The organism is Halopiger aswanensis, from assembly GCF_003610195.1.
GTDB classification, from domain to species: domain Archaea; phylum Halobacteriota; class Halobacteria; order Halobacteriales; family Natrialbaceae; genus Halopiger; species Halopiger aswanensis.
In genome coordinates, this window is sequence record NZ_RAPO01000003.1 from 516816 (window position 1) to 542519 (window position 25704).

Sequence of the window (25704 nt, forward strand, 5' to 3'; positions counted from 1 at the left end):
TCGGCACGTCCGAGCACTGGATGCATCCTGCGTCCCATCGGCCGTAGTCGTTTCTATCCGAGCGTGCGCGATGGACCGCCTTGAGTCCCGCCGGTGTTCCCACGCGGGTGGAATACGGTGAATATGTTCGGCTCCGTTAGAAGCAGTCTCAGTCGTCGGCCACGACCACGCCCTGATGGCGCTGGCCGTCGATCGGTTCGATCGAAAACCCGAGCCGCTCGTAGAACGGCCGGACACCTTCGTCGAACCGCGCCGTCAGCCGCCCCTCGCGCTCGAGGCCGCGCTCGACCAGCGCACTCCCGAGCCCGCGACCCCGGTGGCGCCGGCGAACGCCGATCGCCGCGATGTGCGCACCGCGCTCCCGGTCGAGCGGCTCGAGGACGAGCGTGCCGAGGATGCGGTCGGTCGCCGACTCGTCGCCGCGGCCCCGGCGGTCGCCCGCCACGAACACGTCGCCGGCGTCGATCCGCGCCTCGACGTCGCCGGGCTCGAGCATGGCGGCGTCGAGGATGCGCCGGACCTCGAGGGCGTCGTCGGCGGTTGCGGGGCGGACGAAGGCGGCGTCGGAACTGCCGTCGGAACCGGGGCCGGAGCCGGACATCGTCTCTCGTGTCACGTTTCTCGGTCGATCGTCGCCAACAACTCGTCGATTCCCGGCCGGTCCATGTTCGTGTGGCCGCGGTGGCTGGCGGCGACGGTGATTTCGTCGCCGTCGTTCCGGACGTCGAGGACGATCGCGGCGGGCATGCGGCCGACGAGGTCGACGTGCCGGCCGAGCGCCCCGAGTCGGACGGGCTGCTCGAACGCCTCTCCGACGGTCGCGTCCGGGTCCGCACAGAGCGGATAGGGCAGCTCGTACTGGTCCTGCCACTCGCGGACGCGCTCTCGAGGTTCGGGGACCACGGAGACGACCTGACAGCCCCGCTCTCGAAACTCCCCGTAGCGGTCCGCGACGGCCCGGACCTGCCGGCGACACTGGCCAGCGTGGTGGTCGCGGTGGAGCAACAGGAGGACGGTCTCGTAGGCGGGATCGGCTCCGTCGGTCGTCGTCGGATCCGGCGGCGCGACCGGTGTGGCGAGGTCAGCGATCGCGAGTTGGTCGGGGCCCGGGCCGACGTTGGGTAGCGGAACCTCGACGGCGGCATCGATCATAGCCGCAGTACCGTGCCGGCCCCGAAAACGACTCGGCTTTCAACGGTCCGGTCTCCCCCTCCGCCGCCCGGCCGACCCCCCCATACGAGGGAATGATTAAGTGCCGATGTGTGGTACGTAGTGGCAAGACAATGTCAAACACGGCCGCATCGTCAGTAGAAAAACAGAAATTCCGACGACCGGTGTATAGACGTCGAACGGAACGACTCCCGACCGAACGAGGGTGGCAGAAGCCGTGAGCCTGATCGCAATACTCGACGTCGCGCACCCGGATCTCGCGTTGACGCCGACGATCCGGGATTGTCCGGAGGCGTCCATCGAAGTCGTCTCCCACTCGACCACGGACCCGGAGACCGGCCTGTTCTTCTTCCTCGTTCGAAACGCGGACGAGACGTTCGAACAGGTGCTCGAGGCGGATCACACCGTTGCCGACTGGTTGCTGATCGACGATCTCGGCTCGACGCGTCTCTACCGCCTCGAGCACACCGAGGGAACGAAACTCATCTCGCCGATGGCCACGGAACTCGGCGGGCTCCTGTTGCGGGCCGAGAGCAACGACCGCGGGTGGACCGTCCGCCTACACCTTCCCGACCGAGAGGCGCTCGCCGCGCTCTGGGACCGGTGCAAGGACTGCGACATCTCGTTCGAACTGCACCGCATGTTCCGGCGGGACGAGTGGACCGACGGAGTGGCGCCGGAAGTGACCGACGAGCAACGCGCCGCGCTGGTCACGGCCTACGAGGAAGGCTACTTCGAGGAACCCCGGGAGACGTCGCTGGAGGAACTCGCCGACTCGCTCGACATCTCGCCGACCGCGGTCGGCGGCCGTATCCGGCGCGGGACCGGCACGCTCGTGGAGACGACGCTGCTCGAGGAGTGAGGCGGTCGCGAACCGTCGCTGGCGCTCGCTCAGACGACGGCGACGTGATCGTCGCGCGGTTCGTAGAGCGCACCGGTCAACCGCACGTCGTGTAGTTCCTCGAGGGTCTCTCCGACGGGGACCCCCTGCTCGCTCGTTGCCGCGACGACCGCGCCGAGCGGGACGCCGTTTTCGTAGTGGGCCTCGAGTTCGGCGACGACGGTCTCGACGTCGGTCGCCGTCGGCAGGTCGAACGCGAAGTCGGTCCGCGTGACGACGACGTCGTGGTCGGTCTGTCGGCTGTGGCGACGGTAGAACGCGACGAGTTCGTTCGCAGAATCGACGCCCTGTTCGACCTCGCACTCTCGGCACGCGGCCGCGAACGGGGCCTGCCGTTGTCGTGAATCGCTCGCGGTCATGGTCCGACGAGCTACGCCTCGTAGGCCTCCTGTGCGAGGCGGTGCAGTTTGTGCACGGTGTGTTCGTTCGGGCCGAGCTGGGCCTGGGCGATCGCCCCCGACTCGAGGCCGCGCTGCTGGCGTTCGACCAGTTCGAAGTCCTCCTCCTGGAGCTGGCGGCTCGTCCGGACGAACTCCGCTTCCTCGTCGGACAGGTCGGGGTCCTTGAAGTAGTAATCCGCGACGAGCTGGAACCGCCCCTCATCGATCGGATCGATGATGTAGGTGCCGTAGCCGTCGGCGGTCCCGTACATGTTGACCGTGAAGTTCGGCCAGAAGTAGTAGAACTTCGCCTCGTGCTCTTCGTGGATGCGCATCTCGTCGTCGACGTCCTCCTTGTGCTGGTAGTGGAGGATCCAGTGGTAGTCGTTGACTTCGAGTTCGGACTCGAGGAGTTCGAGGTCCCGCACCCAGTCCTGGTGGTTGGCCTGGCAGTGGTCGCACTCGGAGTAGTTGCCGCCGAAGACCTTCCAGTTGCACTCGACCTCGGAGACGATGCGCCTGGCGAGGTGGTACTCCTCTAACGGGAGGGACTCGAGTTCGGTCTTCATCGAACCGGCCTGCTCCGCGAGGGGCATCGGATCGTCGTCGAAGTTGACGAAGACGAACGGGCCGATGCGGTCGGTGTGGACCGACATGAGGGCGTTCTCCTCGGCGTCCGGTTCGGAGACGTCCTCGTCCTCGAGATCGGGGTTCAGTCGCGCGTCCTCGAAGCTCTTGGGCGTGCTCGCGAGCGACCCGTCGAGGTCGTACGTCCAGAGGTGGTACGGACACTTGATCCGGCCCGCGTTGCCGGGGTCGGTCATCGGCGTCTCCTCGACCATCGCGGACCCGCGGTGGGCGCAGACGTTGTAGAACGCCTCGACGTCGCCGTCGTGGGTCCGAACGACGATGATCTCCCGATCGCCGATGTTGCGCGTGAAGTAGTCTCCCGCGTCGGGGATGCAGTTCGCGTGGCCCGCGTACACCCAGTACCGGCCGAAGACCGTCTCCTTCTCCATCTCGTGGACCGCCGGATCGGTGAAGTACCGCGCCGGCAGGGCGTTGGTCTCCTCGGTGATGTCGGGGCTGACCGGTTCGACTTCGTCTCGACCGTTGTTCCACCGGGTCATACTGTGTGGCATGCCATGCCGTATCGCTCAATAAGGGTTGATCGCAGGTAGTTCGTACCTATAAGTGCCGGCGACGGCCGGGGCGGATCTGCGCCTGGTCGACGCCGTCGAACGCCGACCCCCGCGCCCTCGAGAACGGGTTCGCGCGCCACCCGCTCGAGACCCCGGGATGCGAGCGCGGTCGAACCCGATCGAGCCGTCGGGACGGAACGAGCCCGTCAAAAAGGTACGATGTGAGACGGATTAACAGTCAAGGGGGTCGTCGCCGAATCGGTCGCCAGCATGAACGCGACAGCGGACCGGTACGACGTCGTCGTGATCGGCGTCGGCGGCATGGGCAGCGCGACGACCTACCACCTCGCCGAGCGCGGCCTCGACGTGGTGGGACTCGAGCGGTACGATATTCCCCACACGATGGGGTCGTCCCACGGCATCACGCGGATCATCCGTCGGGCCTACTACGAGCACCCCGACTACATCCCGCTCATCGAGCGGGCCTACGACCTCTGGGACGACCTGGCGGAGGAGACCGGCCGCGACGTGATCCACCGGACGGGATCGATCGACGCCGGTCCCGAGGGGAACGTCGTCTTCGAGGGGTCGTTGCGCTCCTGCGAGGAACACGACATTCCCCACGAAGTCCTGACGAGCGCCGAGGTTGCCGAGCGGTTCCCCGGCTACGACCTCCCGGAGGGGCACAAGGCGCTGTACCAGCCCGACGGCGGCTTCGTCGTCCCCGAGCAGGCGATCGTCGGCCACGCGGAGGCAGCCCAGGCCGCGGGCGCCGAGGTGCGCGCCCGCGAGCGCGTCCTCGACTGGGAACCCACGCCGGACGAGGGCGTCCGCGTCGAGACCGACCGCGACACCTACGAGGCCGACGCCATGGTGCTGGCCGCCGGCGCCTGGAACTACAAGTTTACCGACGCGCTCGAGGGGCTCGCGGTACCCGAGCGACAGGTGCTGGGCTGGTTCCAACCCGAGCGGCCGGCGACGTTCGAACCCGACAACTTCCCGGTCTGGAACCTGAAGGTCCCCGAGGGGCGGTTCTACGGGCTGCCGATCTACGACGTGCCCGGGATGAAACTCGGCAAGTACCACCACTTCGACGAGGACGTCGACCCGGACGAGTACGACCGGGAGCCGAACCGCGAGGACGAGCGACTCCTCCGCGAAGTCGTCGAGAACTACTTCCCCGGGGCGGCGGGGCCGACGATGCGGCTCGCGACCTGCATGTTCACCAACTCCCCGGACGAGCACTTCATCTTAGACACCCTGCCCGACCACCCGCAGGTGGCCGTCGGCGCGGGCTTTTCGGGCCACGGCTTCAAGTTCGCCAGCGTCATCGGCGAGATCCTCGCCGACCTCGCGGCCGACGGGGAGACCGACCATCCGATCGAGATGTTCGGCCTCGATCGGTTCGACGACGCGTAGCGGTCGATAACGGGGCGATCGGTCGGAATGGCGTTTCTCGAGTCGGTTGCACGTTCGGCGACGTAGCGCGCTCGACGCTCGAACGGCCGCCATTTAAGCGTCGCAGGTAATGAAGGGGGAGGCGTTTTCCGGTGGCGATAGAGCCTTCCACTGATGGGGCTCCCCGAGATAGATTCGGCCGTGTTCTTCGGGTCGATTACGATGGTAACGTGGGGAATCTGGGTCGTCTTGGGCAACGCTGCGTCGGAGTCGATCGACCCGAGGACGGCCGCCGCGATCTCCTACCTCGTCGCGGGACCTCTCGCGCTCGGGTTCATCATCGTGTCGGACGCGTCGCTCGCCATCACCGCGAGAGGCGGCCTGCTCGCCGGGACGGCGGGGTTGTTTACCGGAATCGGCCTGATTTCGATGTACGTCGGCCTCTCCGGCGGGTCGACGACGATCGTCTCTACGCTCGGTGCGATGTACTTCGTCGTCGCGGCCCTCATCGGGATGGTCGTCCTCGGCGACGACGTGACGGTAACGAGACTCGTCGGGATCGCCTTCGCAGTTCTCGGGGTCGTCCTGGTTACCCGATAGATCCGCCCGCCGTAATCGCTGGGTTCGGAACAGTCTCACCGAAAAGAGGACGACAGCTCCACCCCACCCCATCCCACCCCATTCCTCTCCCTTCTCGAGCCGGCCGATCCGGTCGTACCGAACCGCAGCCCGGCACGTGGTCTCGGTCCCGCGACTGTTATACGCCACAGGTTATCCACCCGGATAGCTATGCTCGGTCTCGTGGCACTACCTGTGACATATGAGTACAGGGAACACGCTCCCCGACAGCGCGGGTACCGTCGTCGTCGGCGCCGGCTGTGTCGGCTGTAGCGCCGCCTACCACCTCACGCGGCTGGGACGCGAGGACGTCGTCGTCGTGGATCAGGGACCGTTGTTCGAGACCGGCGGCTCCACTTCGCACGCGCCGGGGCTGGTCTTCCAGACGGGCGGGAACAAGCTGATGACCCGGATGGCGTCGTACACGCGCCGGCTCTACGAGGACCTGGACGGCTTCCGGACCTGCGGCGGGATCGAGGTGGCGTACACCGAGGACCGGTGGGACTTCCTCAAGCGAAAGCGCGAGCGAGGGCAGTCCTACGGGATCGAGGGCGGCGAACTGCTCTCGCCCGACGCGGTCGCCGACCGCGTCCCGCAGATCGACCCCGAGGCCATCCGTGGCGGCTACTACGTCCCGACGGACGGCAAGGCCCACGCCGTCGACGCCTCCGCGGCGATGGCCGAGCGGGCTCGAGCGGCCGGCGCCGAGTTCTACGGCGAGACGACCGTGACGGACCTCGAGGTCGAGGACGGCGAGATCCGGACGGTCGTCACCGACCGCGGGACCGTCGCGGCCGACGAGGTGCTGGTCGCGACGAACATCTGGGGGCCGCTGTTCGGCGACATGGTCGGCGTCGACATCCCCTTGGTCCCCTGCGCCCACCAGTACCTGGTCTCGGACGAACTCCCGGAACTGGCCGGCGCGGACCGCGAGATCGAGCAGCCCCTGCTGCGCCACCAGGACCGGTCGCTGTACTTCCGCCAGCACGGCGAGCGCTACGGCATCGGCTCGTACAACCACGAGTCGCTGCTGGTCGATCCCGAAGACATCTACGGCCCCGAGAAGCTCGAGGACTTGGGCCTGGAGTACCCCTCGCTGCGGGAGTTCACGTCCGAACACTTCTACGAGAACACCCACCCCGATCACGAGCAGGCGGCCTACGACGCGGCCTGCGAACTCGTCCCCTCCCTGCGGGACGCCGAGTTCGAGTCCGCGATCAACGGGATGTTCTGTTTCACCCCCGACGGGATGCCGATCCTCGGCCCGACCGAGGGGATCGACGGGCTCTGGTGGGCGCTCGCGATCTGGGTCACCCAGTCGGGCGGCGCCGGGAACATCGTCGCCCATTGGATGGAAGACGGCGTCCCCCGCCTCGAGGGCGAGCGCGTCGACGTCACGGGGGCACACGTCTCGCGGTTCCAGCCCCACGCGGGCTCGCGGGAGTACACGCGGGGCCGGGGCGCACAGCAGTATCAGGAAGTCTACCAGCTGATCCATCCGCGCGAGCAGCCCGAGGGACAGCGCGGCCTCCGCCGGAGTCCGTTCTACCGCCGCCAGGAGGAACTCGGCGCGGAATTCTACGATTCCGGCGGCTGGGAGACCCCGCAGTGGTACGAGACCAACGAGGCCCTGCTCGAGGAGTACGACGTGCCGGACCGGCCCGATTGGCTCGAGCGCGGCTGGTCGAAGGCCCAGGGCGTCGAGCACCAGGCGGTCCGCGACCGCGTCGCGATGGTCGACATGACCACCTACACCGGCATCGAGGTGACCGGCGACGGCGCGACGGAATTCCTCCAGCGGCTCCTGACGAACGACGTCGACGTCTCGCCGGGCCGAATCCGCTACGCGGCGATGTGCAACGAGGACGGCGGCATCCTCGCGGACGTGACGGTCGCGCGGCTCGCCGAGGACCGGTACACGGTGTTTACCGGCGGCGGCAACTCCGCGACGCTGCACTCGCGGTGGCTCCGCGAGCACGCGCCCGACGACGGCTCGGTGTCGGTGCGGACCCGCGATTCGGACATGTGCGGGGTCGGCGTTTTCGGCCCCGACTCCCGCGCGGTCCTCTCGTCGCTCGTGGAGACCGACCTCTCGAACGACGCGTTCCCGTTCTACACCGCCCAAGAGACCTACCTCGAGAGCGTTCCGGTCACGATGCTCCGGCTCTCCTACGCCGGGGAACTCGGCTGGGAGCTGTACGCGCCGATGGAGTACGGCGCGCGGCTCTGGGAGCTGATCGAGGACGCCGGCGACGAGTACGGCATCGTTCCGATGGGCTGGGCGGCGCTGGACTCGACGAGCATGGAGAAGGGGTTCCGGCTGTGGGGGACCGACGTCACGCCCGAGTACGACCCCTACGAGGCCGGGATCGGCTTCGCGGTCGACCTCGAGACGGATTTCATCGGGAAGGAAGCTCTCGTAGAGGCCCGCGACGCGGGCGTCGACCGGAAGCTCGTCCCGATCACGCTCGACGAGCCGGGCGCGGTCGTCGACGCCGGTCACCCGGTGCTCGAGCTGGGCGGTGACGAAGTACTCGGCTACGTCACCCGGGCGGACTACGGCTACTCGATCGACGCCGGAATCGCGTACGCCTACTTGCCGGCGGACGACGCCGAGGCGGGCCGGAACGTCGAGATCAGCTACGAGAACGACCGGTACGCCGGGACGGTTCGGGACGAACCGCTGTTCGATCCCGACCGCGAGAAGATGCTTCGGTGAGGCCCATGAACGGAGCGTACGAGACCGTCGAGATCGCCGACGTCGAGGCGGCCCGGGACCGGATCGACGACGAGTCGGTCGTCAAGCACACGCCCGTCGAACGGAGCACGTCCCTCGACGAGCTGACCGGGGCCGAGGTCCACCTCAAGATGGAACACCTCCAGTGGACGGGCTCGTTCAAGACCCGCGGCGCGTACAACAAGATCGCCCAGTGCGTCGCCGACGGCGGGACGGAGCGCGTCGTCGCGGCCAGCGCCGGCAACCACGCGCAAGGCGTCGCGCTCGCGGCGACGAAACTCGGCGTCGATTCGACGATCGTCATGCCCCGCGGCGCGCCCCAGGCGAAGGTCGACGCCACGCGGAGCTACGGCGCCGACGTCGAACTCGTCGGCAGCGACTTCCAGGAGGCGATGACGTACGCGAAGGGGCTGGTCGACGACGACGCGACGGCGTTCGTCCACGCCTACGACGACCCCGCGATCGTCGCCGGCCAGGGGACCCTCGGCCTCGAGATGTACGACGACCGCCCCGACGTCGACACCGTCGTCGTCCCGATCGGCGGGGGCGGGTTGATCTCGGGGATCGCGACGGCATTCGCGGATCGGTCGCCGGAGACGCGCATCGTCGGCGTGCAGGCGGCCGGCGCGTCGACCGTCTCCGAGAGCCTCCGGAAGGGAGCCGCGGTCTCGCTCGACTCGGTGGACACGATCGCCGACGGCATCGCGACCGGCGGCATTTCGGAGCTAACGCTCTCGTCGATCGAGTCCCACGTCGACGAGGTGGTCACCGTCACCGACGGCGAGATCGCCCGCGCGGTGCTCCTCCTGCTCGAGCGGGCCAAGCAGGTGGTCGAGGGGGCCGGCGCGGCGTCGGTCGCCGCGATCGTCAGCGACGAACTCGACGTGCGCGGCGAGACGGTGATGCCGCTGTTGAGCGGCGGGAACCTCGATATGACGATGTTACAGACGGTGCTCGTCCACGCGCTGACCGACCGCGAGCAACTGCTCAAGTTGCGCGTCCGGATCGACGACCGGCCCGGGAAGATGGAGGACGTCTCGGGGCTCATCGCCGACCACGGCGCCAACATCCGGACCGTCCGCCACGACCGCTCGGCGCCCGAACTGGACGTCGGCGAGGCCCACCTCGTCTTCCAGGTCGAAACGAGCGGCGCGGGCCAGTCGCGAGCGATCGTCCGTTCGATCCGCGATCACGGGTACGAGGTCAGGCGGGTCAACGCGTGACCTCTCTTTCGTCAACGCGATACGAGTATCAACCCCGAATCGCGCCTCGAGGGTGACGTGTTCGGGCGGGGTACAAAAACGGCTCCGGTTATGAAGATGAACCTTGATTTGAAGGGTTGGTATCAATACGCACGGTGTATGATACCATGGAGGGACAGGGCACCGATCGCGTGCCGCTTCGAATCGGCAGTACGGGTGCCGGTTCGCTCGAGACCGTGTGCGAATCGAACGACCGCTTGAGGGACTGCTCGGCGCCGTTGGGGGGTGAGCCGCGATGAGTACCGCCGATCGCGACGGGGCGGACGACGACGGGCCGCTGGAAACGTTCGTCGCCGAACTCGATCCCGTCGTCTTCGGCGTCGGATTCGTCGTCGCCGCGTCGATCGTCGTCGCGTTTCTCCTCCGGGAGGAACGGACGCTCGGGCTCATGGAGGGGACCAACGAGTTCCTGTGGACGAGTTTCGGCTGGGCGTACCTCGTTTCGATGTTCGCCCTCGTGGCCTTCGTCCTGTTTCTCATCTTCGGGCCGTGGGGGAACATCAAACTGGGCGACCCCGACGAGGAGCCCGAGTTCAGCTTTCTGTCGTACTTCGCCATGCTGTACTCCGCGGGGATCGCCGCCGGGATCGTGTTCTGGGGGCCGGCGGAAGCGATCTTCCACTACTCGACGCCGTCGCCGTTCTCGGGGGTGGAAGCGGAAACGACGGGCGCCGCCGTCAGCGCCCTCCAGTACACGTTCTTCCACTGGGGGCTCTCGGCCTGGTCGGCGTACGTGATCGTCGGCATTCCGATCGCGTACTTCGCCTACCGACGGGGCGCGCCGATGCGTATCTCGACGATCATCGGGCCGATCGTCGGCTTCGACAACCTCGACAGTCCCTGGGCGAAGCTCGTCGATATCCTCGCCGTCTTCGCGACTATCGGCGGCATCGCGACGACGCTCGGGCTGGTCGGCAACCAGTTCCTCGTCGGCCTCGAGTACGCCGGCGGCGTCTCGTTCGGCGACGCGGGGACCGTGCTCGTGATCACGGGGCTGACCGTCGCCTTCACCGTCTCGGTCGCGCTCGGCGTCGAGAAGGGGATCCGGCGAGTCTCGTACTTCAACATGGCGCTGTTCGTTCTCCTGACGGTCGTGGCGTTCGTGCTCGGCCCGTCGGTGTACATCATGACCGTCGGGACCCAGGCGCTCGGCGCGTACATCAACGAGTTCGTGTCGATGAGCCTCTTCATGGGCGCGTCCGAAACCGGCGGCCAGGGGGCTGACGCCGGCTTCGTCGGCGCCTGGACGGTCTTCTACTGGGCCTGGTGGTTCTCGTGGGCGCCGTTCGTCGGCCTCTTCATCGCCCGGATCTCGCGGGGCCGAACGGTTCGACAGGTCGCCGCGACCGGCGTCGTCGCCTCGACGGCCGTCACCATCCCCTGGTTCGCGACGATGGGCGGGACGTCCATCTTCCTCGAGTCCAGCGGGCAGGCGGCGATCCTCGGCACGCTCGAGGCCTGGGGCTACCAGGAGGCCGTCGCCGGCTACCCGCTGTTCGAGGCGCTGCCGGCCGGCGAGGTGCTCACCGTCCTCTTCCTGGTGCTGGTGACGACGTTCTTCGTGACGTCGGCTGACTCCTCGACGCTGGCACTGGGGATGCTCACCACCGGCGGGAAGCGCAAGCCCTCGACGATCAACCGCGTCATCTGGGGCGCGCTCATGGGTGCGCTGGCCTCGCTGCTGATGGTGGCCGGCGGCACCTCGGCGCTCCAGCAGGCGGCGATCATCGCCGGCGGTCCCTTCGCGATCATCACGCTGCTCGCGGTCGGCGTCATGGTCTGGGTCTTCGGCAGCCGTCGGGCGGTCTTCCTCCACGAGGAGGACCGATCTTCGTCCCCGACCGGGCAGGCGACGCCCGAAGACGACTAACCCCGACCCGCTCGTTTTCGGTCTCAGTTTCGCTCTCGTCGTCGCCTCGAGCCGCGATGAGAGTCGACACTCCGTGAACGTCGTCCCGTTCTCTCATCGTCTCGAGTCCGACTGAAAATCAGGAAAATCGGCGATCCGACACCGACACCGAGAATCGCTGCAACCGCTCGCCGCGACTACTCGTACACGGGGAACCGGTCGCAGAGGTCGTCGACCGTCTCAGAAACGCGCTCGAGGGTCGCGTCGTCGTCGGGCGCGTCGATCACGTCGGCGATGCAGTGGCCGACCCGTTCGATCTCCTCGGGACCGAATCCGCGAGTCGTCAGCGCGGGCGTGCCGATGCGGACGCCGCTGGTGACGAACGGGGATCTGGTTTCCCCGGGGACGGTGTTCTTGTTGACGACGACGCCGACCTCGGCGAGCGCTTCCTCGACGTCTTTCCCGGTGAGGTCGGGGTGCGAGTCCCGCAGGTCGACGAGCACGAGGTGTTTGTCGGTGCCGCCCGAAACCAGCGACAGGCCCCGGTCCCGGAGGACGTTCGCGAGCGCGCTCGCGTTCTCGACGGTTCGCTCGGCGTACGCCTCGAACGCCGGCGTCAACGCCTCGCCGAAGCCGACGGCCTTGCCCGCGACGTTGTGCATGAGCGGCCCGCCCTGACTGCCCGGGAAGACCGCGCTGTCGACGTCGTCGGCGTACGCCTCGTCGCACATGATGATCCCGCCGCGGCCGGCCCGGATCGTCTTGTGTGTGCTGCCGGTGACGAAGTCGGCGTGCTCGATCGGACTCGAGTGGACGTCCGCCGCCACGAGGCCCGTGATGTGGGCGATGTCGGCGAGGTGGTACGCGTCGACCGATTCGGCGATCTCGCCGACCCGCTCCCAGTCGAACTCGCGGGGGTAGGCCGAGGAGCCGCTGACGATCATCGAGGGGTCGACCTCGCGGGCCTGTTCGGCCAGTTCGTCGTAGTCGATGTAGCCCGTCTCGGGGTCGACCTCGTATTGGTCGACCGCGTAGAGTTGGCCCGAGAAGTTGACGTGGTGGCCGTGGCTGAGGTGGCCGCCGTGGGTGAGATCCAGCGAGAGGATCGTCTCGCCGGGCTCTAAGGCGGCGAAGTAGACGCCCATATTCGCCTGCGTGCCCGAGTGGGGCTGGACGTTGACGTGATCGGCGCCCCACAGCTCTTTCGCCCGCTCGATCGCGAGGCGTTCGACCTCGTCGACGTGCTCGCAGCCGCCGTAGTAGCGCGCGCCGGGGTACCCCTCCGCGTACTTGTTGGTCAGCGCCGTTCCCTGCGCGGCCAGGACGGCTTCCGAGGCGTGGTTCTCCGAGGCGATCATGCCGAGCGTCGACTCCTGGCGCTCGCGCTCGCCGGCGACGGCGTCCGCGACCGCCGGATCGATGTCTTTGAGATGATCCGACATACCACGGACATCCAGAACGGTCGCCAAGTATCTTGATCGCAGGTGATCGACCCGTTCAAGAGCCCGCTCTCGCTCGTTTCGATCCCGGTCCCGACTCCGCCGCGAACCGCGATTTCCGCCGACTTAAGCGTCCGAATTATCGGCGATCGAACGTTACGGCGGTCCGCCTCGAGGACGGTCCCATGCCACGCGTTATCAGCACCGACGACGCGCCCGCGGCCGTCGGCGCGTACAGTCAGGCGACCGTCGCCGGCGACCTCCTGTTCACCGCCGGCCAGCTCCCGCTGACTCCGGACGGCGAACTACTCGATGACGAACCGGTCGCCGAGCAGACCCGGCAGTGTCTCGAGAACGTCGACGCGATCCTCGCGGCGGCGGACGCGACGGTCGCGGACGTCTGTAAAGTCACCATCTTCCTCGAGGACATCGACGATTTCGACGCGATGAACGAGGCCTACGCGGCGTACTTCGACGACGCGCCGCCGGCCAGAAGCGCGGTCGAGGTCGCCAGCGTGCCGAAGGGCGCCGCCGTCGAGATCGAAGCCGTCGCGTCGCTGGCGTGATCGGCCGGCGGCCGGCCGCTCCTCACCCGCCCTTGATCAGCCGCAACACCGTCACGTGGTCGCTCTCGACCGGCTGGTCCTCGGGCACCGGCCGTCCGTCGACGAGGACGCTCACCTCGTGGGGGCTCAGGTCGACTTCCCGGAGCAGATCGGCGTACGTCGGGCCGCTGCCCCCGTCCGACTCTTCGGCGGCCGCGAGCGCCTCGAGGTCGAATTCGTGGGTGCCCTCGCCCTTGACGTCGACGGTGACGTGCATACTCGGGCTTACGAGCCGTCGGCCTTGAGCGCGTCGTTCGGCGGCTCCCGCCGACGATGTGGATCGGATCACTCGAGACGGCTCGGGAGAGGCCTCGAACTCGAGGCGGCGTGATCCGTCGTGACTACCAGGGCTCGATTCTCGAGCGGCTCAGTCAGCCGCCGGCCCCTCCGGCACCCCGGGCTGGGGTTCCTGGCGGCCGCCGCCGACCGCCTTTCGGTGGCTGTACAGTCCGTAGGCGAACGCGCCCAGCCCGAGCAGGAAGACGAGTAGGCTGACCAGCCCGCCGACGTAGGGAATCTGGGAAATGAGCGTGCCGGCGAGCAGGCCGACGACGAGCGCGAGCCATCGGTTCTCGACGTCGGCCGCCGAGAGGGCCTGCGCGGCGACGGCGAACCAGCCGTAGACGACGCCGATCCAGAGGACGAAGGCGAACGCGAACGCGCCGACGATCGACAGCGGGATGCCGACGATCGTGATCGCGAGCGCGATCAGGAGGACCGGGATACCGATCAGGACGCCGAGACCGACCAGTCCCGAGCGGAGCGGCGTCCGTCCGACCCGATCCGCGACGCCGTCGGAGAACCGCGGGAACAGCCCGAGCAACACGGCGCCGAGCACGAGATGGAGGGCGAACGTGTAGCCCGCGACGAGCCACGAGCCGAAGGGGATCGAGGGCGCGAAATCGCCGCCCGTGCCCAGCGACGAGTCCTGCTGGATCTCGCCCGCGACCGCGTCGGTGTTGCCCTCGAGATCGCCGCCGTACCGCAGATCACCGGCGATCGCGGCGTTCTCGCCGAGCCGGATCGTGTCGGCCCCGATCGTGGCGTCGCCCTCGAGCGTCCCGTCGATCGCGACGCTGCCGGCGCCGCCCGAGAGGTCGCCGCCGATCGTCGCGCTCTCGGCGATCTCGAGGCTCCCGGTCGCCGCCTCGACGTTTCCGTCGATATTCCCCGCGATCGTGACGCTGCCGCCGGTCGCCTCGACGTTCCCGCCGACGTCGCCGTTGATGCGGATGCTGCCCGCGACGGCTTCGACGTCCCCCGTCACGGTACCGTCGACGACGACGGTCCCCGCGAACGCCTCGAGGTTCTCGACCGTTTCGCCCTCCTCGACGACGACCGTGCCGCCGGTTTGGGCGTCCTGTACCTGTGCCTGTGCAGTGACTGCCCCCGGCACCAGTCCGACGCACACCACGAGGGCGATCAGCACGGTGACCAGGCTCGTTCGCAGCCTCGTTCGTGTCATTCCACGCACCATACGACAGCGTTCGTCGACCAGTGACAAAAAGACGACACCCTGTTCCCGAGCGTGAAACGACTCGAAACGGGTGGTTCCGGATCGAACGGACGAGGGGGGGACGGCGACGTCCTCGACGAGCCCCTTCGGTCGATTTATTTCCGGTGGCCCCCTTGGGCCGGTATGAGCGAGGCCGAGGCCGACGCCGACCCCGACGCCGAGGCGGCGGAGCCAACACCCGGTCGGACCGAAGTCTGGATCGAGAAGTACCGCCCTGAGCGACTCGACGAGATCAAGGGCCACGAGAACATCGTGCCGCGTCTCAAAAACTACGTCGAGAAGGACGACCTGCCCCACCTCATGTTCGCTGGGCCGGCTGGGACCGGGAAAACTACCGCAGCACAGGCTATCGCCCGTGAAGTCTACGGCGACGACTGGCGGGAGAATTTCCTCGAACTCAACGCCTCCGACCAGCGCGGGATCGACGTCGTCCGCGACCGGATCAAGGACTTCGCGCGCTCCTCCTTCGGCGGCTACGACCACCGGATCATCTTCTTAGACGAGGCCGACGCGCTGACCTCGGACGCCCAGTCGGCCCTGCGCCGGACGATGGAGCAGTTCTCCAACAACACCCGCTTCATCCTCTCGTGTAACTACTCGAGCCAGATCATCGATCCGATCCAGTCCCGCTGTGCGGTCTTCCGGTTTACCGAACTGACGGACGACGCAATCGAGGCGCAGGTCCGCGAGATCGCCGCCGATCAGGACATCGAGGTCACCGACGACGGCGTCGACGCCTTAGTCTACGCGGCGGACGGCGACATGCGCAAGGCGATCAACGCCCTGCAGGCCGCGGCCGTGATGGGCGAGACCGTCGACGAGGAGACCGTCTTCGCGATCACCGCCACGGCCCGCCCGGAGGAGGTCGAGGAGATGGTCGATCACGCCATCGAGGGCGACTTCACCGCCGCCCGCGCGGCCTTGGAGGACCTGCTGACCGACCGCGGCCTCGCAGGCGGCGACGTCATCGACCAACTCCACCGCTCGGCCTGGGAGTTCGACATCCCCGAGCAGGCGACGGTCCGACTGCTCGAGCGACTCGGCGAAGTGGACTATCGCATCACGGAGGGCGCGAACGAACGCCTGCAACTCGAGGCGATGCTGGCGTCGCTGGCGCTCGAGGAGCAGGAATAGAACGACCGTTCCCTTTTGTCGGAGAACTGCAATCTATGACCGATCGGAACGATGATGAGGCCGTCGAGGAAGCCCGCCAGGTTGGCGACGCCATCGACGATATCGGCGTCGAACGGCTGTCGGAACGTATCGTCGAAGTGTATCGGGAATCGCTGGACTCCCTCGAGAACAATTCGGCCGATGGGCCTGTGGCCGGCGACTCCGACTGCGACGACTAGCTAACGCTTCGCTTCCGGTTCTCAGACCCGATCCCGGTTCACGCTGATCGCGTCGACGCCGCGGAACGCGAAGGCCGTCCCGTCCTCGTCCTCGGCGACGCCGACGTCCCAGCCGTGCTCCTCGGCCACCTGCTCGACTACCTCGAGTTGCAGTCCGGCGCCGTCCGAGGCGGTCAGCCGACCGGGTGTCGGCGCCTCCTGTCGGCCGTCGTCGGTCCCGCTGGCCGCCGGCCTATCGCCGGCGACGTAGAACCCGTCGTCGGTCGCGCCGACGGTGACGGTCACGGGCGCGGCGGCGTCGTCGCCGTCAGAATCGATCTCGAGCGCCGACCGGACCACGAACTCGAACAGTTCGTGCAGGCGGTCCCGGTTCGCCTCGAGGATGAGGTCGTCCTCGGTTACCAGCCGCGCCTCACCGGTCTCGATGCCGGTCCAAGCGTGCCTGGCGACGTCGTGGAGGGCGACGGGCTCGGTGTCGGCGGCGTCGTCCCACGCGGCGACGTCCTCGATGGCCGCGATGCGGTCGTCGAGTTGCTCGTGGGCGTCCGCGATCACGTCGAAGTGCTCGTTCTTCCCGCTCTTGGCGGCGAGTTCGAGGTAGCTGTGCGCGACCTGCAGCGGCTTCTCGACGTCCTCGTCGATCAGGTCCGCGACGCGCTCGAGGCGCTCCGTGGCGGCCGCGAGTTCGAGTTCGCGGCGCTTGTCCTCGGTGATGTCCTCGTAGACGAGCAGTCCCGCGTGATCCGCCCCGTCGGCGGCGGCCGCCCGCTCGAGGGGGACGACGGTCAGCATGAAATCCCGCACGCCGTCGACGGTCTCGCGGCGATCCAGCAGTTGGCGCTGCTCGTCCGCCTGCAGCGCCTCGGTGAGCGTCGCCGCCCGCTCCTCGAGTCCCTGCGGGACGACGTACTCGTCGACGGGCGTCCCGTCGAGCGCTGCCGGATCGTCGCCGAAGACGTTCTCGACGGCGGCGTTGACGTCCCGGATGACCGGTTCGTCGTCGACGATCTCGTAGCGCAGCGTCGGCTTGTTGACGTCTTCGACGAGCGCGAGGAGCTGGTCTCGTTCGGCCGCGAGCCGATCGCGTTCGTTCGCCAGCCGCTCCGTAGCGGCGGCGTACTGCTCGCGTTCGCGTTCGAGACGGTCGACTTCGCGCTCCAGTCGATTGCGCTCGTTGACGACGCCCATCTCGTGCCAGTTGCGCTCGAGGACCGCCGCGGCGGTCCGGCAGAGTCGCTCGAGGAGGGTGACGTCCGTCTCGTCGAACGCGTTCGCCTCGGCGGCGGCCACGCGGAGCACCCCGAAGTCGCTGACTGGGACGCTACACAGCGAACGCACGCCCGGGAACGGCGGCACGATCTCCTCGCGGCCGGCGAGGTCGTCGATCCGCGTCGACGCGCCCGTTCGGAACGCCTCGCCGAGCGGCCCCTCGACCGACGTCGACTCGAGGCGGTTGGCGGGTACCGACGGAGCGAGAGCGCGCGGCACGAGTTCGCCGAAGTGAACCGTCGAGAGCCAGCAGTACTCGTACCCGAGGATCTCGACGGCGCCGTCGACGAGCCGTTCGAACAGCCGTTCCCGATCGTGACAGGTGACGAGGGTGGCGGCCGTCTCGAGGATCGCGGTTGCCGTTTCCGTCGTGCCGTCCGCTGTCTGATCCGATCGCGAATCCGTCTTCGATTCCGTCACCGGCCTCGAGTTCGAGTTCGCCTTCGTCTGTGGCTTCGACTCGGAATCCGAATCTGGATCCGTCTCAGCATCCGGATTCGAGTCCGGTTCGCCGTCCGTTTCTATCTCCGTCTCGGAGTCCGCCTCTCGGTCCGCTTCCGCCGCCTGCTCGGCGGATTCGCCGTCCTCGAGCCCGTCTGGTTCGGAGTCCCGTTTCCGATCCGAATCCGCCGCCGCAGCTGCGGGCTCGCCGGACTCGTCGCTGCTTCCGGTTTCGATTTCGGTTTCGTCGGTCGCGGTTCGCTCCCCGTCGACCTCCTCGAGGACGTCGCGGTTCCGTCCGTGCTCCTCGAGTAATTCCTGGACCGCGTCGTAGCTGTCGGCCGATGGCTCGTCCTCGTCCTCGTCTTCGTCGTCCGCTTCGGATTCGGGCTCGTCGTCGACCGCCTCGCTGTGACAGACCCTGTCGATCTCGTCCGCGAGGTGGACGACGGCGTCCTCGGTGTCCTGACGGACGTAGCCGTCGATACCCTCGGCCGAACGCGTGACCGCTGAAGCGTACGACGCGTCGGTAAACAGTACCAGCGGCGTCGCGCCGCAGGCCGAGGCGATCTCCAGCAGGCTCTGGCTCAACCGTGGCTCCGTCCGGGTCGCGTCGCGCTCGCAGACGACGACGCAGTCGGCCTCGGGGGCCAGTTCCCGGAGCCGATCGATCGACTCGAGCGGATGGACCGTCGGCTCGCGATCGGGATCCGCTGCCGTTGCGGCGCGCTCGAGCGCCGCGGCTCCCTCGCGGGCCGCGTCCTCGCTCGGGGCCGCATAGAGGATCGTTCGCGATCGGTGACGGGGTGACGGGTGTGCCATCGTGTATCGTACCGACGAACCGAATCGGTCGTCTATACATACAGTCCAGAAGACCTAGTTAAAGATTCTGCTGGCCGAATCGAACGGTGAGTCGTGTCCCGGCGACCGATTCCTGTGCCGTGAGAAGATAGTAAACTGTCAGTGAGCGGCGCCGGCATCCCTGAACTGGCCCGTAGCGATCGGAGACTCGTGGATCTGCCGTTCTCTCGCCGTGAACGTTGCGGAACTGTTTTAGGCGCTGGCTGGCCAACAGAGGTATAATGAGCGAACTGGCGGACGAGTACCGCCTCGAGTACTTCGAGGAGGAAGGTTTCGTGCGAAAGGAGTGTCCCGAGTGCGGGTCGCACTTCTGGACGCGCGACGAGAGCCGGGAGACCTGCGGGGAGCCGCCCTGTGCCGACTACGAGTTTATCGGTTCGCCCGGCTTCGACGAGGAATTCACCCTCGAGGAGATGCGCGAGGCCTTCCTTTCGTACTTCGAGGACCACGGCCACGAACGAATCGATCCCTACCCCGTCGCGGCCAACCGCTGGCGCGACGACGTCCTGCTGACGCAGGCGTCGATCTACGACTTCCAGCCGCTTGTCACGTCGGGCGAGACGCCCCCGCCGGCCAACCCGCTGACGGTGTCCCAGCCCTGCATCCGGATGCAGGACATCGACAACGTCGGCAAGACCGGCCGCCACACGATGGCCTTCGAAATGATGGCCCACCACGCGTTCAACAGCCGCGAGGACGCCGAGGCCGACTACGCCTACGAGGGCGAGGTCTACTGGAAGGACCGCACCGTCGAACTCTGTGACGGCCTGCTCGAGGAACTCGGGGCGGACATCACCGACGTCACCTACATCGAGGACCCGTGGGTCGGCGGCGGCAACGCCGGACCCGCCATCGAGGTCATCTACCGCGGCCTCGAGGTCGCCACGCTGGTCTTCATGTGTATGGAACAGGACCCCGACGGCGAGTACGAACTCAAGGACGGGAACACCTACTCGTTCATGGACACGTACATCGTCGACACGGGCTACGGCCTCGAGCGCTGGACCTGGATGAGCCAGGGCACCCCGACGGTCTACGAGGCGATCTACCCCGAGATGATCGACTTCCTCAAGGACAACGCCGGGCTCTCCTACACCGACGAGGAAAGCGAGATCGTCTCCCGCGCGGCCCGCCTCTCCGGCCAACTGGACATCGACGACGTCGACGACGTCGAGGCCGCCCGCGGCGACATCGCGGCCGAAATCGGCGTCTCGGTCGAGGAGCTCCGAGAGCTGGTCGAACCGCTCGAGGACATCTACGCCATCGCCGACCACTGTCGCACCCTCGCGTACATGCTCGGGGACGGCATCGTCCCCTCGAACGTCGGCACGGGTTACCTCGCGCGGATGGTCCTGCGGCGCACCAAACGGCTCTGCGATAACGCCGGTGTCGACGCGCCGCTGGACGAACTCGTCGACATGCAGGCCGAGCGACTGGACTACGAGAACCGCGACACGATCCGCGACATCGTCCGCACGGAGGTCGAGAAGTACCGCGAGACGCTCGAGCGCGGCGGTCGCCGGGTCGAGACGCTCGCCGAGGAGTACGCCAAGAAGGGCGAGCCGATCCCCACCGAGGAGCTGATCGAACTCTACGACTCCCACGGGATTCAGCCCGATATGGTCGTCGAGATCGCCGAGGAGACTGGCGCCGACGTCGACGTCCCCGACGACTTCTACAGCCTCGTCGCGCAGCGCCACGACACCCCCGAGGGCGTCGAGACGGCCGCGGAGGGCGAGTCCGACGAGCGCTTCGCGGACCTCCCCGAGACGGAGAAACTCTACTACGACGACCAGCAGCGCACGCAGTTCGAAGCCGTCGTGCTCGACGTCTTCGAGCGCGAGGAGGGCTACGACGTCGTGCTCGACCAGACGATGTTCTACCCCGAGGGCGGCGGCCAGCCCGCCGACACCGGGACGCTCTCGACGGACGATACGACCGTCGAAGTCGAGGACGTCCAGATCGAAGACGGCGTCATCCTCCACCGGACCGACGCGAACCCCGGCAAGGGCGAGTTCGTCAACGGCCAGGTCGACGGCGGCCGCCGGCGACAGCTGATGCGCCACCACACGGCGACCCACATCGTCATCCACTCCGCCCGCAAAGTGCTCGGCGAGCACATCCGTCAGGCCGGCGCCCAGAAGGGCGTCGACTCCTCGCGCATCGACCTGCGCCACTACGACCGCATCTCCCGCGAGGACGTCAAGGAGATCGAGCGCGTCGCCAACGAGATCGTGATGGACAACACGCAGGTCTCCCAGGAGTGGCCCGACCGCCACGACGCGGAGGCCGAACACGGCTTCGACCTCTACCAGGGCGGTATCCCGCCGGGCGAGCAGATCCGGCTGATCCACGTCGACGAGGACGTGCAAGCGTGTGGGGGAACCCACGTCTCCCGCACCGGCGACATCGGCTCCATCAAGATTCTCAACACCGAGCGCGTCCAGGACGGCGTCGAGCGCATCACCTTCGCCGCCGGCGACGCGGCCCTCGAGGCGACCCAGCGGAAGGAGGACGCCCTCTACGCGGCCGCAGACGTCCTCGACGTCTCGCCCGAGGAGGTCCCCGAGACTGCCGAGCGGTTCTTCGAGGAGTGGAAGGACCGGGGCAAGCAGATCGAGGACCTCAAAGAACAGCTCGCCGCGGCCCGCGCCGGTGGCGGTGGCGACGCCGAGGAGGTCGACGTCGGCGAGGCGACGGCCGTGATCGACCGGCTCGACGCCGACATGGACGAACTCCGCGCGACTGCCAACGCCATCAGCGAGGAGGGTAAGATCGCCGTGCTGGGCAGCGGCGCCAGCGGCGCCCAGTTCGTCGTCGCCGTGCCCGACGGCGTCGGCGTCAACGCCGGCGAAGTCGTCGGCGAACTCGCCTCGAAGGTCGGCGGCGGCGGGGGCGGTCCGGCCGACTTCGCGCAGGGCGGCGGCCCCAACGTCGACGATCTCGACGCGGCGCTCGAGGACGCGCCGGACGTGTTGCGGCAAGTGCTGGACGCCTAACCGGCTCGTCGCTCTCCGTTCTTTTCCGCCGTTCGCTCGAGATTCCGGTTCTTCCGATCGACTGCTAGAGTAGACACGCACACACACACGGAACCGAAACCGTCGCCTTCCTCGGCCCGCTTTGCTCGAGTATGCCCACCGCTACGAACGGGTCCGTCTCGCTGTACTACGACCGCGAGGGCGACGGTCCGACCGTCGTCTTCGTCCCCGACGCCGGCCTCGGCGGCTGGTCCTGGGGCTGGCAACACGCCGCCGTCGCCGGCCCCTACGAGGCCGTCGTCTGGGACCTCCGGGGGACCGGCCGCTCCGACGCGCCGCCGGGTCCTTACGACCTCGAGACGCTCGCTGGCGATCTCGAGGCCGTTCTCTCCGAGTGCGAGATTCGGAACGCGCACCTCGTCGGCTGTGGTCTCGGCGGTGCCATCGCCCTCGCCGCGGCCCGGACCTCGAGTCGCGTCGCAACGCTCTCGCTGATCGGGACTGCGGCCGAAGAGTCCGAATACGACCTCGAGCCGCTGTTCGCGCCGCCGAACGACCGCAACGCACTGCGGGAGTCGCTCAGGGCGGGCCTCTCCGACGAGTTCCTCGCCGAACAGCCAGACGTTGTCGACGGCATCGTCGACTGGCGGGCTGACGGCGACGCCGACCGCGCGGGGTGGGAAGCACAGACGGCTGCGTTCGAGGGGTTCGACGCGACCGACTGGCTGGTCGAGGTGACCCAGCCGACGCGGGTCTTCCACGGGACTGTGGATGAACTCGTGTCCGTCGACGCCGGCCAGGACCTCGCCCGCGGGCTTCCGCGCGGCGAGTTCGTCGACCTCGAGGGCGCGGGTCACCTCGCGATGATCGAACAGTCGCGGACGATAAACGACGGATTGCTTGGCTTTCTCGAGGCCCAGACCGACGACGAACGCTGACACGCACTCGAACGGCCTCGAGGGCGACTTCCGCTAGCGTGTTCTCGAGTCGAGTGGGTCGGTGCTTGCCAATGTGTCCCACCGTATTACGGACTCGAGCGTGGTAGCCGCGGGCGTGACTCTCTCGCTGGCGCGGCGCGCGGATCGGTTCCCCGATCGGACGGCGGTCGTCGACATCTCCGAGGAGCGACTCTACGCCCCCGCGGAGACGATCCACGAGCGCCGCGTTTCCTACGCCGGACTTTCGGAACTGGCCGACGCGACGGCCAAGCGGCTCGCCGAACTGGGGATCGACGCCGGCGATACCGTCTGTCTCGTCACCCGCAACCGGGTGGCCTCGCTCGCGCTGCTGTTCGCCTGCCGCCGGCTCGGCGCGACGTTCGCCCCCATCTCGCATCGCTTGACGCCCGTGACGGTCGAGCGGCCGTTCGAAGTGCTCGAGCCGACGCTCGTCGTCGCGGAGGCGGCCCAGCGGGACCTCGTGCGTTCGATGCCGTTCGATCGGACGGTGACGCTGTCGGAACTGGCGGACGTCGATGTTAGCGAAGGCGGTGACGCTGACGACGGCCTCACTACCGACGAAACAACCGATCCCCGCATCGGCGACGATCAGTCCGCCACTGACGACCCGCTCCTGTTGCTCCACGGCGACGGCGGCCGCCCGATAGCCGAGTACTCCGCGCGGAGCCTCGAGTGGAACTGCATCGCGACGCTGGTGACGTGGGGCCTCTCCCCGCGCGATACCGTCCCGCTGGTCTCGCCGCTGTCGGCCCACGACGGACTGGTTCGCGTCGCGCTCCCGACGCTGTACGCCGGCGGCCGCCTGCTGCTCGACCGGGCGTTCGACCCCGGCGATACGCTGACCGCGATCCAGAGCGAGGACGCAACCCTGTTCGCGGGCCGAACGGCCGCGTTTCGGGACCTCGCGGCCGAGTCTGGCTTCCCCGAGGCCGTCGACTCGCTCGAGCGGGCGTTCCCCGACGGATCCGTTCCCGAGGACGTCCTCGAGCCCTACCGCGAGCACGGAATTGCGGTCGCGCGGACGTACGGGCGCCTCGAGTGTCCGATCGCCCTGAGTCAGTCCGATACGGCGGCAGCGTCTGCCGATACTGACGCCGACGGTCTCGGCAAACCGGTCCCCGACTGTCGCGTCCGGTTGGTCGCCGACGGGAGCGACGAGACCGACGGCGAGCCGCTCGAGGACGCAGGGACTGGCCAACTCGCTCTTTCAGGACCGGTAGTTGCGGACGGCTACGTCGGGGACTCCGCCACCGATGACGACGGCGACGGCGAAACGGCCGTCGACGCCGGCTTCGGAACCGGCGATCGAACGAACGAGAAATCCGACGATACCGCGGACCGCGGTCGATTCGCCGACGGCTGGTTCTCCACAGGCGAGTCGTTCCGACGCGACGAAACCGGCCGCTACTACCGCGTTGACAATATCGATAATGAACACTAGTAGCAAACGAATGCGCGGTCTCGACCGCAATCGCGGCAACGACGGCGACGTGCAGAAGGCCTTTCTTTATCGAGTCGCCAATGGAGGACGATGAAACAACTTCGAATCGCCGTCCTGAACGCGGCTCATCGGGACGAGAACACGACGCGGAACTTCCGACGCGAACTCGATGCGTCGCTGTCGGAGTTCGACGTGACCGCGGGCGAGGTCCCCGAAACCTTCGACTACGACGGTGCCGTCGTCACCGGGTCGCGGTCGTCGGTCTACTGGGACGAGGAGTGGATCGAGACGACCGAGGAGTGGGTCAGCGAGGCGATCGATCGCGACATTCCCTTCCTCGGCGTCTGTTGGGGTCACCAACTGCTCGCGCACGTCCTCGGCGGCACGGTCGAGGACATGGGCGCCTACGAGGTCGGCTACAGCGAGATCGAGCAACTCGGCGACTCGCGACTCTTCGAGGGCATCTCGGAGGAGTTTACCGCCTTCACCAGCCACTCCGACGAGGTGTCGGAACTGCCGCCGGGCGCCGAACCGCTGGCCGAAAACGAGTACTCGAACCACGGCTTCCGCACGGACCGGGTCTTCGGCGTGCAGTTCCACCCCGAGTACGATACCAAAACCGCGCGCGAACTCGTCCACCGCAAGGAACTCTCCGACGAACGTCTCGAGTCGATCCTCGACGAAATTACCGCGGAGAACTACCGGAAGGCCTGTCCGGCGAAGCTCGTCTTCGACAACTTCCTCGCGTTCGTCGAGGAGGTGCGCGCCGAGGCGGCTGCGGCCGCGAGCGCCGATGCCGATCTCGAGACCGCTGCCGATGCGAAGGCGGACGCGACGGCCGAAGTCGGCAGTTTAGACTAATTCTGTGTCTCGGTTTTCGTCGCCTTCGGGTCCGCAGTAGTCGTCGCTCGTCGCTCGTCATCCTCGACCGGGTTGAAAACGGTGTGCGTCAGGGGGACCGAAAATCGCTACCGCCAGCGCTCGAGCAGTCGTTTCAGGAGGCCGTTGTCCTCAGTGGCTGCGTCCGTGCTCGAGTCGTCCCGGGTCGTCTCGTCCGTCCGCTCCGCGAGCAACCGTTCGTACTGCGTGACGATCTCCTGCTGTCGGTACTCGCTCGTCTCGAGCGCGCGTTCCAGGGCCGTCACCCGTGCTTCGAGCTTCGTTTGCTCGATGCGGTGGCTGAGCGGCGGCTCCGGCGCGGCGGTCGTCGATCCAGTCGACGCGGATGCGGACGCGGCTGCGGTGCTCGAGTGCGCTTCCGTCGACGCGGCGGACGAACGGTACGCGAGTTCGACGTCGGTCGCCGCGGGACCGGGCTGATCGTAGTCGGATTGGGCCTCGGGGGACTGGGCCTGAGAGGGGTGTCGGTCGGCGGACATGGACAGC

At 67.7% G+C, this 25704-nt stretch carries 22 protein-coding genes; 13 read left to right on the forward strand and 9 right to left on the reverse strand.

Features of this window, described 5'->3' with window-relative positions; genetic code table 11:
- Window positions 1–148: 148 nt before the first annotated feature.
- Window positions 149–601: a GNAT family N-acetyltransferase gene (locus ATJ93_RS16475; protein ID WP_120245729.1), complete on the reverse strand. Its 453-nt coding sequence runs from the start codon at window positions 599–601 to the stop codon at window positions 149–151.
- Between the two features lie 11 nt (window positions 602–612).
- The gene (locus ATJ93_RS16480) at window positions 613–1152 is read right to left on the reverse strand and encodes a redoxin domain-containing protein (RefSeq protein ID WP_120245730.1); all 540 of its coding nucleotides are present in this window, start codon (window positions 1150–1152) and stop codon (window positions 613–615) included.
- A gap of 235 nt (window positions 1153–1387) precedes the next feature.
- Here ATJ93_RS16480 and ATJ93_RS16485 point away from each other — a divergent pair, with 235 nt between their 5' ends.
- The gene (locus ATJ93_RS16485) at window positions 1388–2032 is read left to right on the forward strand and encodes a helix-turn-helix domain-containing protein (RefSeq protein WP_120245731.1); all 645 of its coding nucleotides are present in this window, start codon (window positions 1388–1390) and stop codon (window positions 2030–2032) included.
- A 29-nt stretch (window positions 2033–2061) separates the two neighbouring features.
- Here the strand turns inward: ATJ93_RS16485 and ATJ93_RS16490 are convergent, their stop codons facing one another.
- Both ATJ93_RS16490 and ATJ93_RS16495 read right to left on the reverse strand, forming a co-directional pair.
- Window positions 2062–2430, reverse strand: a complete 369-nt coding sequence (locus ATJ93_RS16490; RefSeq protein ID WP_120245732.1) for a hypothetical protein — start codon at window positions 2428–2430, stop codon at window positions 2062–2064.
- 11 nt (window positions 2431–2441) lie between these two features.
- Window positions 2442–3581: an aromatic ring-hydroxylating oxygenase subunit alpha gene (locus ATJ93_RS16495; protein WP_120245733.1), complete on the reverse strand. Its 1140-nt coding sequence runs from the start codon at window positions 3579–3581 to the stop codon at window positions 2442–2444.
- A gap of 282 nt (window positions 3582–3863) precedes the next feature.
- On the opposite strand from ATJ93_RS16495, the gene solA reads away from it, so the two are divergent.
- The 5 genes from solA (at window position 3864) to ATJ93_RS16520 (ending at window position 11478) form a co-directional block, all read left to right on the forward strand.
- Window positions 3864–5012 carry an N-methyl-L-tryptophan oxidase gene (solA, locus tag ATJ93_RS16500; RefSeq protein ID WP_120245734.1) on the forward strand — a complete coding sequence of 383 codons (1149 nt, stop codon included), beginning with the start codon at window positions 3864–3866 and terminating at the stop codon, window positions 5010–5012.
- Between the two features lie 153 nt (window positions 5013–5165).
- A complete protein-coding gene (locus ATJ93_RS16505; protein ID WP_013878928.1) occupies window positions 5166–5591 on the forward strand; it encodes an EamA family transporter in 426 nt (141 codons plus the stop codon).
- Window positions 5592–5811: 220 nt separating this feature from the next.
- Window positions 5812–8328 (forward strand): GcvT family protein, encoded by a 2517-nt coding sequence (locus ATJ93_RS16510; protein ID WP_120245735.1) that lies wholly within the window; start codon window positions 5812–5814, stop codon window positions 8326–8328.
- A 5-nt stretch (window positions 8329–8333) separates the two neighbouring features.
- Entirely contained in the window at window positions 8334–9569 is a 1236-nt protein-coding gene (ilvA, locus tag ATJ93_RS16515; protein ID WP_120245736.1) for a threonine ammonia-lyase, read from the forward strand.
- Window positions 9570–9843: 274 nt separating this feature from the next.
- Entirely contained in the window at window positions 9844–11478 is a 1635-nt protein-coding gene (locus tag ATJ93_RS16520) for a BCCT family transporter (protein WP_120245737.1), read from the forward strand.
- A 176-nt stretch (window positions 11479–11654) separates the two neighbouring features.
- On the opposite strand, the gene ATJ93_RS16525 is transcribed toward ATJ93_RS16520, so the two are convergent.
- Complete coding sequence (locus tag ATJ93_RS16525; protein WP_120245738.1) at window positions 11655–12899, reverse strand: serine hydroxymethyltransferase; 1245 nt, start codon at window positions 12897–12899, stop codon at window positions 11655–11657.
- A 182-nt stretch (window positions 12900–13081) separates the two neighbouring features.
- Between ATJ93_RS16525 and ATJ93_RS16530 the strand changes: the two genes are divergently transcribed.
- The gene (locus ATJ93_RS16530) at window positions 13082–13462 is read left to right on the forward strand and encodes a Rid family detoxifying hydrolase (protein ID WP_120245739.1); all 381 of its coding nucleotides are present in this window, start codon (window positions 13082–13084) and stop codon (window positions 13460–13462) included.
- Between the two features lie 22 nt (window positions 13463–13484).
- Here the strand turns inward: ATJ93_RS16530 and samp2 are convergent, their stop codons facing one another.
- Together samp2 and ATJ93_RS16540 are read right to left on the reverse strand one after the other, a co-directional pair.
- A complete protein-coding gene (samp2, locus tag ATJ93_RS16535; protein ID WP_120245740.1) occupies window positions 13485–13718 on the reverse strand; it encodes a ubiquitin-like small modifier protein SAMP2 in 234 nt (77 codons plus the stop codon).
- A 150-nt stretch (window positions 13719–13868) separates the two neighbouring features.
- On the reverse strand, window positions 13869–14966 hold the full coding sequence (locus ATJ93_RS16540) for a bactofilin family protein (protein WP_120245742.1): 1098 nt from the start codon (window positions 14964–14966) through the stop codon (window positions 13869–13871).
- Window positions 14967–15140: 174 nt separating this feature from the next.
- Here ATJ93_RS16540 and ATJ93_RS16545 point away from each other — a divergent pair, with 174 nt between their 5' ends.
- Together ATJ93_RS16545 and ATJ93_RS16550 are read left to right on the forward strand one after the other, a co-directional pair.
- Window positions 15141–16151, forward strand: a complete 1011-nt coding sequence (locus ATJ93_RS16545; RefSeq protein ID WP_120245743.1) for a replication factor C small subunit — start codon at window positions 15141–15143, stop codon at window positions 16149–16151.
- Between the two features lie 35 nt (window positions 16152–16186).
- Window positions 16187–16369 carry a hypothetical protein gene (locus tag ATJ93_RS16550; RefSeq protein WP_120245745.1) on the forward strand — a complete coding sequence of 61 codons (183 nt, stop codon included), beginning with the start codon at window positions 16187–16189 and terminating at the stop codon, window positions 16367–16369.
- Window positions 16370–16390: 21 nt separating this feature from the next.
- Here the strand turns inward: ATJ93_RS16550 and ATJ93_RS16555 are convergent, their stop codons facing one another.
- Window positions 16391–18901 (reverse strand): GAF domain-containing protein, encoded by a 2511-nt coding sequence (locus tag ATJ93_RS16555; RefSeq protein WP_120245746.1) that lies wholly within the window; start codon window positions 18899–18901, stop codon window positions 16391–16393.
- A gap of 260 nt (window positions 18902–19161) precedes the next feature.
- On the opposite strand from ATJ93_RS16555, the gene alaS reads away from it, so the two are divergent.
- The 4 genes from alaS (at window position 19162) to ATJ93_RS16575 (ending at window position 25179) form a co-directional block, all read left to right on the forward strand.
- Complete coding sequence (gene alaS, locus ATJ93_RS16560; RefSeq protein WP_120245748.1) at window positions 19162–21939, forward strand: alanine--tRNA ligase; 2778 nt, start codon at window positions 19162–19164, stop codon at window positions 21937–21939.
- 131 nt (window positions 21940–22070) lie between these two features.
- The gene (locus ATJ93_RS16565; RefSeq protein ID WP_120245750.1) at window positions 22071–22856 is read left to right on the forward strand and encodes an alpha/beta fold hydrolase; all 786 of its coding nucleotides are present in this window, start codon (window positions 22071–22073) and stop codon (window positions 22854–22856) included.
- Between the two features lie 115 nt (window positions 22857–22971).
- A complete protein-coding gene (locus ATJ93_RS16570) occupies window positions 22972–24318 on the forward strand; it encodes a class I adenylate-forming enzyme family protein (RefSeq protein ID WP_120245752.1) in 1347 nt (448 codons plus the stop codon).
- A 90-nt stretch (window positions 24319–24408) separates the two neighbouring features.
- Window positions 24409–25179, forward strand: coding sequence for a type 1 glutamine amidotransferase (locus ATJ93_RS16575; RefSeq protein WP_120245753.1), 771 nt, complete (start codon window positions 24409–24411; stop codon window positions 25177–25179).
- 107 nt (window positions 25180–25286) lie between these two features.
- On the opposite strand, the gene ATJ93_RS24100 is transcribed toward ATJ93_RS16575, so the two are convergent.
- Window positions 25287–25697: a hypothetical protein gene (locus tag ATJ93_RS24100; protein WP_245977619.1), complete on the reverse strand. Its 411-nt coding sequence runs from the start codon at window positions 25695–25697 to the stop codon at window positions 25287–25289.
- Between the last annotated feature and the right edge of the window lie 7 nt (window positions 25698–25704).